9 protein-coding genes and 2 pseudogenes are annotated in these 14,328 nt (G+C 71.5%); 6 read left to right on the top strand and 5 right to left on the bottom strand.

From position 1 onward, the window contains the following. Positions 1 to 718: 718 nt before the first annotated feature. The 4 genes from AB0I41_RS15635 to AB0I41_RS15620 all read left to right on the top strand — a co-directional run bounded on the left by AB0I41_RS15635 (position 719) and on the right by AB0I41_RS15620 (position 8,339). On the top strand, positions 719 to 6,184 hold the full coding sequence (locus tag AB0I41_RS15635; protein WP_357107159.1) for a carboxyl transferase domain-containing protein: 5,466 nt from the start codon (positions 719 to 721) through the stop codon (positions 6,182 to 6,184). 78 nt (positions 6,185 to 6,262) lie between these two features. Then, positions 6,263 to 7,096, top strand: coding sequence for a PIG-L family deacetylase (locus AB0I41_RS15630; protein WP_357107156.1), 834 nt, complete (start codon positions 6,263 to 6,265; stop codon positions 7,094 to 7,096). Continuing rightward, positions 7,050 to 7,505, top strand: a complete 456-nt coding sequence (locus AB0I41_RS15625; protein WP_357107381.1) for a helix-turn-helix transcriptional regulator — start codon at positions 7,050 to 7,052, stop codon at positions 7,503 to 7,505. The genes AB0I41_RS15630 and AB0I41_RS15625 overlap by 47 nt, the downstream gene beginning before the upstream one ends. Positions 7,506 to 7,631: 126 nt before the next feature. Continuing rightward, positions 7,632 to 8,339 (top strand): ElyC/SanA/YdcF family protein, encoded by a 708-nt coding sequence (locus AB0I41_RS15620; protein WP_357107153.1) that lies wholly within the window; start codon positions 7,632 to 7,634, stop codon positions 8,337 to 8,339. Between the two features lie 189 nt (positions 8,340 to 8,528). Here the strand turns inward: AB0I41_RS15620 and AB0I41_RS15615 are convergent, their stop codons facing one another. Genes AB0I41_RS15615 through AB0I41_RS15605 form a run of 3 tightly spaced genes read right to left on the bottom strand, consistent with a single transcriptional unit; the run spans position 8,529 to position 9,556 of the window. Continuing rightward, a complete protein-coding gene (locus AB0I41_RS15615; RefSeq protein ID WP_357107150.1) occupies positions 8,529 to 9,023 on the bottom strand; it encodes a CBS domain-containing protein in 495 nt (164 codons plus the stop codon). Positions 9,024 to 9,026: 3 nt separating this feature from the next. Then, on the bottom strand, positions 9,027 to 9,230 hold the full coding sequence (locus AB0I41_RS15610) for a rhodanese-like domain-containing protein (RefSeq protein ID WP_357107147.1): 204 nt from the start codon (positions 9,228 to 9,230) through the stop codon (positions 9,027 to 9,029). Further along, on the bottom strand, positions 9,230 to 9,556 hold the full coding sequence (locus tag AB0I41_RS15605; RefSeq protein WP_357107144.1) for a hypothetical protein: 327 nt from the start codon (positions 9,554 to 9,556) through the stop codon (positions 9,230 to 9,232). The genes AB0I41_RS15610 and AB0I41_RS15605 overlap by 1 nt, the downstream gene beginning before the upstream one ends. A gap of 377 nt (positions 9,557 to 9,933) precedes the next feature. Between AB0I41_RS15605 and AB0I41_RS15600 the strand changes: the two are divergent. After that, positions 9,934 to 10,155, top strand: a pseudogene (locus AB0I41_RS15600) (50S ribosomal protein L11 methyltransferase); the annotation flags it as partial. A gap of 19 nt (positions 10,156 to 10,174) precedes the next feature. Here AB0I41_RS15600 and AB0I41_RS15595 read toward each other — a convergent pair. Beyond that, complete coding sequence (locus AB0I41_RS15595) at positions 10,175 to 10,450, bottom strand: hypothetical protein (RefSeq protein ID WP_357107141.1); 276 nt, start codon at positions 10,448 to 10,450, stop codon at positions 10,175 to 10,177. A gap of 190 nt (positions 10,451 to 10,640) precedes the next feature. Between AB0I41_RS15595 and AB0I41_RS15590 the strand changes: the two genes are divergently transcribed. Continuing rightward, positions 10,641 to 13,466: a BTAD domain-containing putative transcriptional regulator gene (locus AB0I41_RS15590; protein ID WP_357107138.1), complete on the top strand. Its 2,826-nt coding sequence runs from the start codon at positions 10,641 to 10,643 to the stop codon at positions 13,464 to 13,466. A gap of 391 nt (positions 13,467 to 13,857) precedes the next feature. On the opposite strand, the pseudogene AB0I41_RS15585 reads toward AB0I41_RS15590, so the two are convergent. Then, positions 13,858 to 14,328: pseudogene (locus tag AB0I41_RS15585) on the bottom strand (hypothetical protein); the annotation flags it as partial.

Genomic DNA, 14,328 nt, shown 5'->3' with positions numbered 1-14,328 from the left:
TTGGGGCTACTGGTCCGAAGCGACGCGGCCCTGCTGGCGGAGGTCCTCGCCCTGCGCCACGAGGTAGCGGTGCTGCGCCGGCAGGTCCGAGTCCGGCCCCGGCAGTCCTGGCCCGACCGGGCCATCCTGTCTTCGACGGATCTCGCCGCGGCTGGTAGCCGCCCGGCTGCTCACCGGGCTGGCGCTGGCCGGGCTGGTCAGCGCCGTCGCGCTGGTGGCCCTCGCGATGCGGACGGGTATCGAATCCCCGGCACGGCTCGCCGCCAGGGACGGTGAGGGCGGCAGGGATCTACCTCGCGCGACTCGGGATCCGAGCGGGACATCGAGACGATCGGCGTGGTGGTCGGATCCCTGGTGCGCAACCCGGTCAACGGCACGGTGGTGGTGCTGCTGAGCTGGTCCTCGACGTCTTCCTCGGCCTCGGTGTCAACCAGAGCCCCGTGCTGCACCCGCAAGCCGCCGCCTGGGCCAGGGCGCTTCCGGGTTACGGCGGCTCCGGCCGGGTCGAGGTCTGCAACTCCAGCTGTGAGAACAACGGCTGGCCCGGCATCGCGTCGATCTGGCGGCCAAAAAGTTTTGTTCGGTTCCTACAAATGGCGCGCGTAGGGTTCGGCGGTTACGACATGGCGCTGCCAGCCGGCAGGCGGGAAGGTGATCACTGCCGGAGGCCGAGGTCTCGCGGCGCGTACATCGTGGGTCTATCGGAGGGGTCGGTCGGGTGTTCAGCCGTGTCGCCATCGTCAACCGTGGTGAGGCCGCGATGCGGCTCATCCACGCGGTCCAAGAGCTGGCCGCGGAGACCGGGACCCGGATCGAGACCGTCGCCCTGTACACCGACGTCGACCGCACCGCCACGTTCGTGCGTGAGGCGGACATCGCCTACGATCTCGGTCCCGCGTCCGCGCGCCCGTACCTCGACCTGAAGGCGCTGGAGCGCGCGTTGGTGGAGACCGGGGCCGACGCCGCGTGGGTCGGCTGGGGATTCGTCGCAGAGGACCCGGCGTTCGCGGAGCTGTGCGAGAAGGTCGGGGTCACCTTCGTCGGGCCGAGCGCGGAGGCCATGCGCAAGCTCGGTGACAAGATCGGCGCGAAGCTGATCGCCGAGGAGGTCGGCGTGCCGATCGCCCCGTGGAGCCGTGGCGCGGTCGAGACCCTGGACGCCGCTCTGGCGGCGGCGACCGAGATCGGCTATCCGCTGATGCTGAAGGCGACTGCGGGCGGCGGCGGGCGCGGTATCCGCGTGATCACGAACGACGCCGAGCTCGCCGACGCGTACGAGCGCACCAGCCAGGAGGCGGCGCGGGCGTTCGGCAGCGGCGTCGTGTTCCTGGAGCGCCTGGTCACCGGTGCCCGGCACGTCGAGGTCCAGGTGATCGCCGACGGCCAGGGCACTGCGTGGGCGCTCGGTGTCCGCGACTGTTCGGTGCAGCGGCGCAACCAGAAGGTCATCGAGGAGTCGGCGTCGCCGGTGCTCAGCCCGGCACAGGCCGCCGAGCTCAAGGCGTCGGCTGAACGGCTGGCCGTCGCGGTCGGTTACCGGGGTGCGGCGACCGTCGAGTTCCTTTACCACCCTGGCGACCGGCTGTTCGCGTTCCTCGAGGTCAACACCCGCCTGCAGGTCGAGCACCCGATCACCGAGTCCACGACCGGGTTCGACCTGGTCAAAGCGCAGCTGCACGTCGCCGCCGGCGGACGGCTCGAAGGCGAGCCACCGGTGGAGCGCGGGCACGCCATCGAGGCCCGGCTGAACGCCGAGGACCCCGACCGCGACTTCGCGCCCTCCCCGGGCCGCATCGCGCGGCTGGGCCTGCCCGCCGGGCCGGGCATCCGGGTGGACACCGGCGTCAGCGAGGGTGACACCATCCCCGCCGACTTCGACTCGATGATCGCGAAGATCATCGCCTACGGTCGCGACCGCGACGAGGCGCTCGGCAGGCTGCGCCGGGCGATGGCGAACACCACGGTGATCATCGAGGGCGGCGCGACGAACAAGAGTTTCGTGCTCGACCTGCTCGACCAGCCCGAGGTGCTCGACGCGAGCGCGGACACCGGCTGGATCGACCGCGTCCGCGGTGAGGGCAGGCTCGTCGCGCACCGGCACTCCGCGGTCGCGCTGGCGGCCGCCGCCATCGAGGCGTACGAGGAGGAGGAACGCGTCGAGCGGCAGCGGCTGCTGTCGACGGCGTTCGGCGGGCGCCCGCAGGTGCAGCACAAGAGTGGCCGACCGCTGGACCTCAAGCTTCGTGGCGTCAGCTACCGCGTGCGCGTGGCGCGGGTCGGCGCGCACCGGTTCCGCGCCGGCATCGAAGCGGGCGGGGCCGTCCGCACCGCCGACGTCGAGCTTGACCGCTTCGACCGGCACACCGGGCAGATCGTCGTCAACGGCGTCCGGTACCGCCTGCTCACCGGGACGCACGGGCCGATCCACCTGGTCGAGGTGGACGGCGTGACGCACCGGATCAGCCGCGACGAGGGCGGTGTCGTCCGCTCACCCATGCCCGCGCTGGTCGTCGCCACGCCGCTGGAGGTCGGCGCCGAGGTCGAGGCCGGCGCGCCGGTACTGGTGCTGGAGGCCATGAAGATGGAGACGGTGCTGCGGGCACCGTTCAAGGCGCGGCTGAAGGAATGCGCCGTCTCCGTGGGCAGCCAGGTGGAGGCCGGCGCACCGGTACTGCGGCTGGAGCCGCTGGCCGAGGAGGCCGACGAGGCCGCGGACGGCCCGGCCACCGCGTCCGTCGAGCTGGACCTGCCCGCCGCGCCCGGGGAGATCCCGGCGCGGAAGCGCGCCACGCGCGGCCAGGAGGACCTGCGCGGCCTGCTGCTCGGCTTCGACGTCGACCCGCACGACGACCGTCGGGTGCTCGACGACTACCTCGCCGCGCGTCGGGCGGCAACCGAGGACGGCCACCGGCCGCTGGCCGAGGAACTCGACCTCGTCAACGTGTTCGCCGACCTCGCCGAGCTGAGCCGCAACCGGCCCACGGGCGAGGACGGCGGCCACGACGCCCACGTGCACAGCGACCGCGAGTACTTCCACACCTACCTGCAGAGCCTCGACGTCGAGCGGGCCGGACTGCCGAGTGCCTTCCAGGCCAAGCTCGCCAAGGCGCTCGGGCGCTACGGGGTCACCGACCTGGAGCGCTCCCCCGAGCTCGAAGCCGCCGTGTTCCGGATCTTCCTCGCCCAGCAGCGCGCGTCCGCCGACGCCACGGTCGTCGCGATGCTGCTGCGCGCGTGGCTACGGGAGTCGCCGCCGGACGAGACGCTGCGCGAGCCGGCGGGCCTCGCGCTGGAGCGGCTGGTGGCCGCGACGCAGGTCCGTTTCCCCGTGGTCGCCGACCTCGCCCGCGGCGTGGTGTTCGCCTGGTTCGCCCAACCGCTGCTGCTCCGCAACCGCGCCGGCGTCTACGCCGAGGTCCGCAAGCACCTGCGCCATCTGGACGCGCACCCGGACGCGCCGGACCGCGCCGAGCGCATCGCCGAGATGGTACGCAGCACCGAGCCGTTGGTTCGGCTGCTCGGCCAGCGGCTCGTCCGCGACCATCTCGACAACGCGGTCATGCTGGAAGTGCTGACCCGGCGGTACTACGGCAACAAGGGGCTCACCAACGTCGGCACCCATGAGGTCGCGGGCTGCACGTTCGTGGTCGCCGAGCGCACGGACTCGAGCGTGGTCTCCGCCGCGGTGAGCTTCGACGCGCTGGGCGGCGCGCTGCGGGGGCTCGCCGAGCTGGCCGGCGGCGAGGACGCCGTCGACGCCGACATCTACCTCGCCTGGGAGAGCCAGCCGGAGGACTTCGACGCGATGGGCAGCGCGCTGCTCAAGGTCATCAACACGTACCCGCTGCCGCACCAGGTCCGCAGAGTCACCACCACGGTCGCGGGTCGCGGCGGCGCGGTGATGCACCACCACTTCACGTTCCGCCCGTCGGGCGCCGGGATGGCCGAGGAGCGGCTGATCCGCGGCCTGCACCCGTACATCGCGCAGCGGATGCAGCTCGAGCGGCTGCGCAAGTTCGACCTGACCCGGCTGCCGTCGTCGGACGAGGAGGTCTACCTCTTCCAGTGCGTGGCGCGGGAGAACCCGTCCGACGAACGTCTCGTCGCGTTCGCGCAGGTGCGCGACCTGACCGAGCTGCGCGAGCACGACGGCCGGCTGGTCGCGCTGCCGACGACCGAGGACACCGTCGCCGCCTGCCTCGACTCGATCCGCCGCGCGCAGTCCCGACGACCGTCGAAGACCCGCTTCAACACCAACCGGATCGTGATCTACGTGTGGCCGCCGAGCGACCTCACCCGGGAGGAGATGGAGATGATCGCCGGGCGCGTGCGCCCGACGACCGCCGGCGCCGGGCTGGAGGAGATCCTGTTCATCGCGCGGCAGCGCGACCGCAGGACCGGCGAGCTGACCAAGATCGCCGTTCGAATCTCCTTCGACGCCACGGGCGGCGCCGAGCTGACCGTCGGCGAGCCGCCGGTCGAGCCGGTCGAGCCGCTCGACGACTACCGGCTGAAGGTACTGCGCGCGAGCAGCCGCAACACGGTCTACCCGTACGAGCTGACCGGCCTGCTCGGCGACTTCGTCGAGCACGACCTGGACGACGACCATGCGCTGGTGCCGGTCGACCGGCCGAAGGGGCACAACACCGCGGCGATCGTCGCGGGCCTGGTCACGACGCAGACCCCGCGGCACCCGCGGGGCGTCACCCGGGTCGTGCTGCTCGGCGACCCGACGAAGTCGCTGGGTGCGCTGTCGGAGCAGGAGTGCCGCCGCGTGATCGCCGCGCTGGACCTGGCCGAGCGGCTGCGGGTGCCGCTCGAGTGGTACGCGCTGTCCGCCGGCGCCCGGATCTCGATGAAGTCGGGCACGGAGAACATGGACTGGGTGGCGGCGGCGCTCAAGCGGATCGTCGAGTTCACCCAGGACGGCGGTGAGATCAACATCGTGGTCGCGGGCATCAACGTCGGCGCGCAGCCGTACTGGAACGCCGAGGCGACGATGCTCATGCACACCAAGGGCGTCCTGGTGATGACACCGGACTCGGCGATGGTGCTCACCGGCAAGCAGTCGCTCGACTTCTCCGGTGGCGTGTCCGCCGAGGACAACTTCGGCATCGGTGGCTACGACCGGGTGATGGGCCCGAACGGGCAGGCGCAGTACTGGGCGCCGAACCTCCCCGCCGCGCGGGACGTACTGATGTCGCACTACGACCACACGTACGTCGCACCCGGCGAGGACGTGCCGCGGCGGGCGACCACCACCGACCCCACCGACCGCGACATCTCCGACTTCCCGCATGCCGCAGCCGGCAGCGACTTCACCATCGTCGGCGAGATCTTCTCCGCCGAGGCCAACCCGGACCGCAAGAAGCCGTTCGACATCCGGACCGTGATGCGGGCGCTGTCCGACCAGGACCACCCGGTGCTTGAACGTTGGGCGGGCATGGCCGACGCGGAGACCGCGGTGGTGCAGGACGCACACCTGGGCGGCATGCCGGTGTGCCTGCTCGGCATCGAGTCACGGGCGGTGCCGCGGCGTGGCTTCCCGCCCACCGACGGCCCGGAAACCTACACTGCGGGCACGCTGTTCCCGCGGTCGTCGAAGAAGGCCGCGCGGGCGATCAACGCGGCCAGCGGCAACCGACCGCTGGTGGTGCTGGCGAACCTGTCGGGCTTCGACGGCTCGCCCGAGTCGATGCGAAAGCTGCAACTGGAGTACGGCGCCGAGATCGGCCGCGCGATCGTGAACTTCCGGGGGCCCATCGTGTTCTGCGTGATCTCGCGGTACCACGGCGGCGCGTTTGTGGTGTTCTCGAAGGCGCTGAACCCCAACATGACCGTGCTGGCGCTGGAAGGCTCGTTCGCCTCCGTGCTCGGCGGCGCTCCCGCCGCTGCGGTGGTGTTCTCCGGCGACGTCGACGCCCGCACCGCGGCCGACCACCGCGTACGGGACCTGGAGACCCGCGCTGCGGCCGCCTCCGGCGCCGACCGCGCCGCGTTGACCGCGGAACTCGACGAGCTCCGCTCGTCGGTCCGCGCGGAGAAGCTCGGCGAGGTGGCCGCGGAGTTCGACCGCGTGCACAACATCCAGCGCGCGGTTGAGGTCGGCTCCGTGGACGCCGTCATCCGCGCAGCCGAACTCCGTCCGCGCATCATCGAGGCCATCGAGTCACATCTGCGTTGACCGGCCGGGAGGATCACCACGCCACGCGCCGTCGCGGCGAGGGCGGCGGTGGCCAGGTGACCCTCGTAGGGTGATGGCATGGCTGAGCGATCTCTGACCTTGATGGCGGTGCACGCCCACCCCGACGACGAGGCGACGAGCACCGGTGGTGTCCTTGCTCGCTACGCGGCGGAAGGGATCTCGACAGTGCTCGTGACCTGCACCGACGGGCGATGTGGCGACGGCCCTGGCGGGGTCAAGCCCGGCGACCCGGGGCACGACCTGGCCGCCGTGGTGGCGATGCGCCAGGACGAACTGGAGGCCAGCTGCGCGGCGTTGAAGGTCACCCACCTGGAGACGCTCGGCTACGCCGATTCCGGGATGATGGGCTGGCCGACCAACGACATGCCCGGCGCGTTCTGGACCACGCCGGTGGCGGAGGCGGCGGACCGGCTGGCGGAGCTGATCCGACAGTACCGGCCGGACGTCGTCGTCACCTATGACGAGAACGGCTTCTACGGCCACCCGGACCACATCCAGGCCCACCGAATCACCATGGCCGCTGTCGCGAAGACGGCCATCCCCGCCAAGGTGTACTGGACGACTGTGCCGCGCTCGGCGTTCGCGGAATTCGGCCGGATCATGCAGGAACTCGGCGTCGAGTGGGCCGAGCCGGACGCGGTGTCGGCGGAGCCAGGGTCGCAGCTCGGCCTGCCCGACGACGAGATCACCACCTGGGTGGACACGAGCAGCTACGGCGCGCAGAAGTTCGACGCGTTGGCCACGCATGCCAGTCAGACCGAGAACATCTTCTTCCTGCAACTGGGCAGGGAGCGGTTCACCGAGCTGATGGGCATGGAGACCTTCGTCCGGGTCCGCGACACCACTGGCGCGCCAGTACCCGAGGACGACCTGTTCGCCGGACTGCGCTGACCGGGCCGGCGCCGGTCCAGGTCGTCGGGGAGACCGGCGCTGGCCACATGCTGACGCCGTACTCGTCGTCCACTCCTCGTCGCTGCTTGTCGCGCTCCGCGGACTCTTCGACGCGATTTGGCGCACGTCGGTCCCGGTAGCGACGGGCGCGAGCGGGGACGACACCGATCCGGACGACCGGCGCCTGCTCACGTACCTCGCCGCGGGGATGACCGACGACGCCATCTCCCGGCAGCTCGGCTGGCACCTGCGTACCGTGCAACGCCGGGTCCGCCGGCTCATGGGCGAACTCGGGGTCCGGACCCGATTCCAAGCTGGCCTGCACGCCGCTCGCCGCGGCTGGCTACAGGTATGCCTCTCACCCGTGGCGATGGGCTTCCGACCTGGCCCGCCCGGCCACCGCCAATAGCGTCCGCCGGCACCAACTGCGACCGGCGCGATCGACCTGACCCCCGGGCATCAACACACCCCGCGCAGAGGTCGGCCGGCGCCCGTCAGTACCGGCGGGGCGGCAGATCAGGAATAATTCCGCGGCATGCGGGGGCGATTCGCAGCGGTCAGGCGGTGGTACGGGGAGCACAGGCGGGTCGTCCGCCGTACGCTCCTCGCGATGGCCGTCGGCGCGGTGCTGTTGAGCGGCGGCACGGTGGCCAGCGTGGCGTGGATCCGCAGTGGTGCGGACGGCCACATCTACAGCGAGGCCGGCGTGCCGGACGCGCCGGTCGCCCTGGTCCTGGGTACCAAGGTGGGAGCGGACGGCACGCCGTCACCGTTCCTCGCCGCCCGGTTGGAGATCGCGCAGCGGCTGTTCGACGGCGGCAAGGTCCGGGCGATCCTGGTGTCTGGCGACAACATGAACACCGACTACAACGAGCCCGACGGGATGCTGCGCTGGCTGGTCGACCGGGGCGTACCGGCGCAAAAAGTCGTGCTGGACTACGCCGGCTTCGACACGTACGACTCGTGCGCGCGCGCAAAGCGGATCTTCGGGGTGAAGCGCGCGACCGTGGTGACCCAGTCCTTCCACCTGCCCCGGGCCGTGGCGCTGTGCCGGCGCCTCGGCATCGACGCCAACGGCGTCGGCGACGAGACCGCCAAGCGTTACGCCCAGCGGTGGCGGGTCAGCTCCACCCGCGAGTACGGCGCCTGCGTGAAGGCGACGCTGGACCTGCTCTCCAGCCGGGACCCGGTCCATCTCGGCCGCCGCGAGACCGGCATCGACAACGCTCTCCGGGACGGCTGACGACCACCTGCGCCCTATCCATACGGTCCTTGATGATCGGGATGCGGTTCACCAACTACAGGTAAGCCCACCGCGCGCGACCATGCCCCCCTCGGCCTGAATTTGGGGACTGCCGGCGAGGTGGTCGCCTACGGTTTCGTACGCAGCTGGCTGCGGTGGCTGTCGGCGGTGATGATCCCGTCGCGGCAATCACCGGATCTGCTGACGGTCGTCCCCCGCAGCGCCTGTCAGGTCCTCGAGATGAACCGTGCCCAGCAGGTGTCCTTCCGGGTCGGTGATGATCGCATAGGTCAGGTGGTGGATGCGTAGGTGGGACGCGACGTTGGCCAGGGCCAGATGGGGACGCAGTGTCGAAGGACCGGGCTCCATCACTTCGTGAGCTGCGGCGCCGGAGGTGGCGACGAGGGGGGCGCGCCGGAGCCGGCCGAGCAGGGTGCGATCGCCGGCGAGCACGAGGGCGAACTGGTACGGGGAGGCGTCGACGCGGGCACGGACGGCGGCGAGCGTCTCATCAGGGCCGACGGTTGGCACGTCGTGGCGCAGGCGGCTACCGGCGGTAGGCGCGTTGGCCGCGGCGCCCTCGGTGGGCAGGTTGTGCGCGAGCCAGTCCACCTTACCGGCGGCGTAGTCGTAGACGTCGGTGAACTTGAGGGCTTCGAGCCGGCACGCGGCTCGCGGGCTCATGTCTCAAAGGCCGTCCCAGCAGTAGACGACCACCGGGCGGGTGCGGTGGAGGGCAGCGGTCGTGTCGGGGTTGAGGGTCTTGAGGGGGATGTTGAGCGCGCCGGGCAGATGCTGATCGGCGTACTCGGCGGCGGGCAGCACCTCGACGAGTTGGGCGCCCGCGTCCAGGAGCGCATGCAGCTGCGGCAGATCGACCCGGGCGACCATCAGCCGGCAGCCGAGCCAGATGGCCGGCGCTGCAGCGCGGCCAGGATCCACTTGTCGGGTGGAGTGCCGCGAAGGCCGTGCTCGGTCGGGTAAAGCCGGCACTGCAGCCCGTAATCCGTGCGCTGCGCGGCGGTCGGGTCGACGTCCACGCCGTCGATCCGCAGCGTCGGCGAACCGAGGAACCGGTGCGCCTGGGCGTCGGCGTCAGTCTCCACCGCGCGCTCGCGGATCGGATCGTCCACCCCAGCGGCGTCGAGCAGCGCCTGCAGATGCGGCACGAAGCCCTCGTGGCTCGGGCAGCCGTCGAAGTACAACACCTCGATCACGCTGATCCGTCCTTTCTTACCGGCAGGCCGAACGGCAGCAGGGCGGTGTGCGGGTGGACACCTGGCCCTCCGGTAGCCGATGGTCCCGGTCGGCCGGCTGCATGCCGACCCCCCTCCAGGCGGGCCGCCCACCCGTTCTCGTCGAGCCCGCCGGCATCGTCGGCATACACGTGCAGCTCCATCAGTCGTTCCGCATCGAAGCCTGGCACCCGGGCCAGGTGCAGGTCCGAGCCTCAGCCGCGGCTCCGGCACCCGCGCCAGGTGACTCCCCCGCGCTGGCGCCGCCTCGCGGCGGACCGCCGTCCGAGTCCTGCTGACATGTCGACTTTAGCGACACCGCGCCGGGTTCCGTTCCGGATTGGCGACGGCATCGGTCGCGGGTGCTCGACGTCGGGTGCGGGTCAGGCCTGTACACGGTGGCAATGCTGCTGATCGGCGCTGCTCATGTGACCGCGCTGGACATCCGCCTCCTCGTCGAGCGTCGGAAGGCGGCGGCGAAGTCTCGTCAGGCCTCCGGTGTCGGGCCGGAAAGAGCCCCGCCGCCGCCAGTGACCTGGACGCTACGAACGGCCACGGGCGGCGGCGGGGAGAGTTTGTAACCGAGGCAGCGCTACCCCATCACCCCGATCGCGAGAGCCAGCTCCCGCGCGTCCTCCCCGACCGTGCCCGGCCGGTTCGACAGCTCCAGTCCAGCGGCGCACCGGTGCTCGCGGCGACGGCGGCGGCGGCAAGCCCGGTCAGGTCGCCGGACAGGTAGGCGCCGACCGGCCCGGCCGCGCCGCCGGTCAGCGACCGCAGTATCAGCCAGCAGACGGCGACGGTCAGCGCCGTGGCGAGCAGGGCGTCACCGCCGGCGACCAGCCACGGTCGCAGACGGCGTACGAGTACATGCACGATAACCTCCCTTGTGGACGCGATGTCATGTCAGTCCAAGTCGGATAGAGAGGTGGATGACGCTTTACCGATATATCGGCCTTCGTGAGTTCTGGTTGGGCGGAGGATTGCCCCGACCGATTGCAGAACACCTGCAGACCGCTTGCCATTGAGCGGCGATAATGGATGATCCCCGGGGGGGGGTGGCCAGGTGAAGTTCCGGGTCCTCGGTGCGGTCGAGGCGTACGTCGCCGGCGCGCCGGTCGACCTCGGCTCCCGCCAGCAGCGCCTGGTGCTCGGGCTGCTCCTGCTGGAACCCGGCCGCCCGGTGACGGTGGACCGGCTCGTCGAACTCGTCTGGGGGTCCGATCCGCCGGCCTCTGCCCGGAGCACGCTCCAGGCGCTCGTCTCCCGACTGCGCGCCTGCCTGCGCCGCGCCCGCGATCCGGCGGACGCCGGCCCGCCCGACGGCCCCGAGATCCTGCACACGGGCGCGGGCTACCTGCTGCGGGTGGATCCGGGCTCGATCGACGTGCATCGCTTCACCCGCCTGGTCACCCGGGCCCGGCAGGCCGACGACGAACGAGCGGTCGAGCTGTTCGACCTGGCACTTGCGCTGTGGCGGGGCGACCCGCTGGCCGACGTGGCCCCGACCGACGTACGGGACCGCCTCTGCGCCGGCCTGCGCGAGGTCATGTGGACCGCAGTCGAGGACCGCCTGGAGGCACGGATCCGGCTGGGCCGGTCCCGGGAGACGCTGGACGAGCTGACCAAGCTGGTCGCCGAGCATCCCTTCCGGCAGCGGCTGGTTGGTCAACTCATGCTGGTTCTGCACCGGGCGGGACGCACCGACGAGGCCCTGCGGACCTACCGCGACCTGCGGGCCCGGCTGGTCGCCGAGTTCGGCCTCGACCCCGCACCGGAACTGCGGCAGTTGGAGGCCACGATCCTGCGGGCCGACCCCTCGCTGGACGTCGTACCGGACCCGCCGTCCGGGAATCTGCCGCGGCGCACCCCCGGCAACCCACCCGTACGGCCTGCCGAGCTTCCTCACGCACACGGCGAATTCGTCGGCCGGCGCGCCGAACTCGCCGCGCTCGACGCCCAACTCGACGCCGTCCGGCACGCCGGCGGTCCCGGCATTGTCGTGATCGACGGGATGGGCGGGATCGGCAAGACGGCCCTCGCCCTACACTGGGGCCACCTGCACCGGCACGACTTCCCGGACGGCCAGGTCTACCTGGACCTGCGTGGTTTCAGTCCCGGTGACACCCCGATGACGCCGGCGGAGGCGCTACCCCGACTGCTGCTGTCGCTCGGCGTACCACCGTCGGACATCCCGCCCACGGTGGACTCCCAGAGCGGGCGGATGCGCAGCCTGACCGACGGCCGACGGCTGCTGATCGTGCTGGACAACGCCTACGACGCCGGGCAGGTCCGACCGCTGCTGCCGGGGAACGTGACCGGCCTGGTCGTGGTGACCAGCCGCCGCCGGCTGGCGGGGCTCGTCGTACGCGAGCAGGCGGTGCCGCTCAGCCTCGCACCGCTACACCCGATCGAGTCGGTGGACCTGGTCGCCAGGTGCCTACACCAGTCCCGACCCGACGAGCGGGAGGCACTCGCCGACTACTGCGGCCACGTGCCGCTGGCGATCCGTATCGTCGCCGCCCGCGCGCTGGACCTACCGGACCGGCCGCTCGGCGACCTGCTTCGCGAACTGCGCCAGGGACGCCGGCTCGACGCCTTCGCCGGGCCCGACGGCCCCGACACCAACCTCCGTACCGTTTTCTCCTGGTCGTACCGCTGCCTGTCGCCGCCGGCCTCGGAGCTGTTCTGGCGGCTGGCACTGCACCAGGGCGAAAGCGTCGGCGTCCATGCCGCGGCGGCGCTCGCGGGCGTCGACCTGCCGCGGGCCCGGGAGCTGACCGCCGAGCTGCACCGGGCCAGCCTCCTGCAGCTGCCGGCGCCGGACCGCTACCAGTTCCACGACCTGGTGGGCGTGTACGCCAGGGAGCTGGCCGCGGCGCCGGAAAACGCGGCGCAACGGCAACTGGCGTTCGGCCGGCTCCTGGACTGGTACCTGCACACGGTCAGCGCCGCGGGCCAGGTGCTGCAGCCGCACCAGCCGCACTTCGACCCGGCCTCGCCCGCCCTGGTCGAGCCGATGCGCGTCGACACCTACCAGGCCGCGCTGCGCTGGTGCGAGAGCGAACGGACGAACCTGGTCTCGGTGGTTCGCGCGGCGGCGTCCGGCGGGGCGTCCGGGCACGCGTGGCGGATCGCGCTGGCCTCGTCGGCGTACTGGTACATCGCCAAGCGCCGGGAGGACTGGCGGACGGCGACCCGCATCGGGGTCGCTGCCACCCGTGCCGTGGGTGACCGGCGGGCCGAGGGAGCGCTGCTGGCCAGCCTCGCGACCGCGCTTTGCGAAAGCCGACGCTATGCCGAGGCCATCGAGCTGTACCAGGAGTCGCTGCGATTGCACGAGGCCAGCGGCGACCGGGACCGGCGAGCCACCAGCCTGAACAGCCTGGCCGTCGCGCACGCCGAGGCGGGCCGCCCCGATGAGGCGCTGGCGACGTTCGCCCTCGCCCGCGAGGAACACCGGCTGCGGGGCAACCGGCGGGGTGAGGGCGTGGCACTGCAGAACATGGCCCAATGCCACGTCCTGCTGGGACAACCCGGCGAAGCGATCGCCCGCCACGAGGAGGCGCTGACTGCGATGCGCCAGGTGGGTGACCGGTACGCCGAGGCCATCTGCATCGCCAATCTCGGCGAGGCGCACGCCGAACTGGGTGATCACGAGCGGGCGATCCTGCGCTTCCGCGAGGCGGTACGGCTGCACCTGTCCACCGGCAACGAGCACGGCAGGGCGCGGACGCTATTGGCGCTGGGGCGGTCGCTGGGCGAGCTGGGCGGCGCCGACGGCGCCCGGTCCTGCTGGCGGCAGGCGCTCGCCGTCTTCGACGAGCTGGGCGACCCGGAGGCGGACGAGATCCGCGCGCTGCTGGGCGAGCCGGCGACCACCGACAGTTGACCTGCTCCCCGACACGACCGGCGCCTGGTCCGGATTCACGCCCCGATCCACCGTGCCTCGCCGGCTGTAACACCTGTCGGCGTAGCGCAGGTCCGAGGTGGTCCGTGAGCTGGGACAACCGTGCCCCGAGGGGCCGGAGTTCCGCGGCCGGCCCGTATGCAGGTCCCTGCCAGGCCGGCGCTTCATCAACGTGCCCGGCCACTACCACCCCGAGCAGTGTCCGCAGATGTGAACCGCGCCTCCATTGCTCCTCGGAGGTGAGAAATGCGTAGCCGAGATCGGGGTGTGCGGCAAGAGATGGTGCGGCGAGAAAGCCGGGAGGCTTACGAGAGGCTTCGCACCTACTTCATCATCGCGGTCCAGGCGGGTGCGGCGGACGGTCTGTCCTGGTTCATCGCGCGTGACGTGCTGCACAATTCGCAGCCGTTGTTTGCACCTGCCGCCGGACATCCCGGACGTGGTGCACCAGGTCGATGTGCCCTTCGCGGCGGGCCCAATCCTGCAGGTCAGCGGGTTGGGCCTGGTCGGCGGGTGGGGACACCGTGAAGTAGGCGGTCTCGCGGCCGGTCTTGCCGTTGCTGGTGGTGCGGGTCCGGGTGATCCGGACGGACTGCTCGGCGTGAGGGAACCTGATTCCGTCGGGGGTGTACACGGTGATGGCTTTGACGGTACGGGTCTCGCGGCGGCCGTGGCCGCGGTCACGGCGGCGGCCTCCGATCGGGATGCGCGGCCAGGGCAGGGCCTTGAGCTGGGTGAACAGGGTGGGTGTGGAGTAAGCCGCGCGGCGCGGTGTCCTCTTGGGATCGTTTCCGCGCGACTTCTCCCCGAACCGGACGTGCGAGTTTCCCCGCATCGCGGCTCT

The sequence above is a fragment of the Micromonospora sp. NPDC050200 genome (genome assembly GCF_040656135.1).
In the GTDB taxonomy this organism is placed as follows: Bacteria; Actinomycetota; Actinomycetes; order Mycobacteriales; family Micromonosporaceae; genus Micromonospora.
Note: the sequence above shows the minus strand (reverse complement) of the source record. Positions and strands in the feature narration are given on the sequence as shown.

What these genes read in the sequence shown, in the direction of transcription:
- AB0I41_RS15630 (WP_357107156.1), top strand. Translation starts at nt 6,263, where the DNA reads ATGGCTGAGCGATCTCTGACCTTGATGGCGGTGCACGCCCACCCCGAC.
- AB0I41_RS15620 (WP_357107153.1), top strand. Translation starts at nt 7,632, where the DNA reads ATGCGGGGGCGATTCGCAGCGGTCAGGCGGTGGTACGGGGAGCACAGG.
- AB0I41_RS15615 (WP_357107150.1), bottom strand. Translation starts at nt 9,023, where the DNA reads ATGAGCCCGCGAGCCGCGTGCCGGCTCGAAGCCCTCAAGTTCACCGAC.
- AB0I41_RS15610 (WP_357107147.1), bottom strand. Translation starts at nt 9,230, where the DNA reads ATGGTCGCCCGGGTCGATCTGCCGCAGCTGCATGCGCTCCTGGACGCG.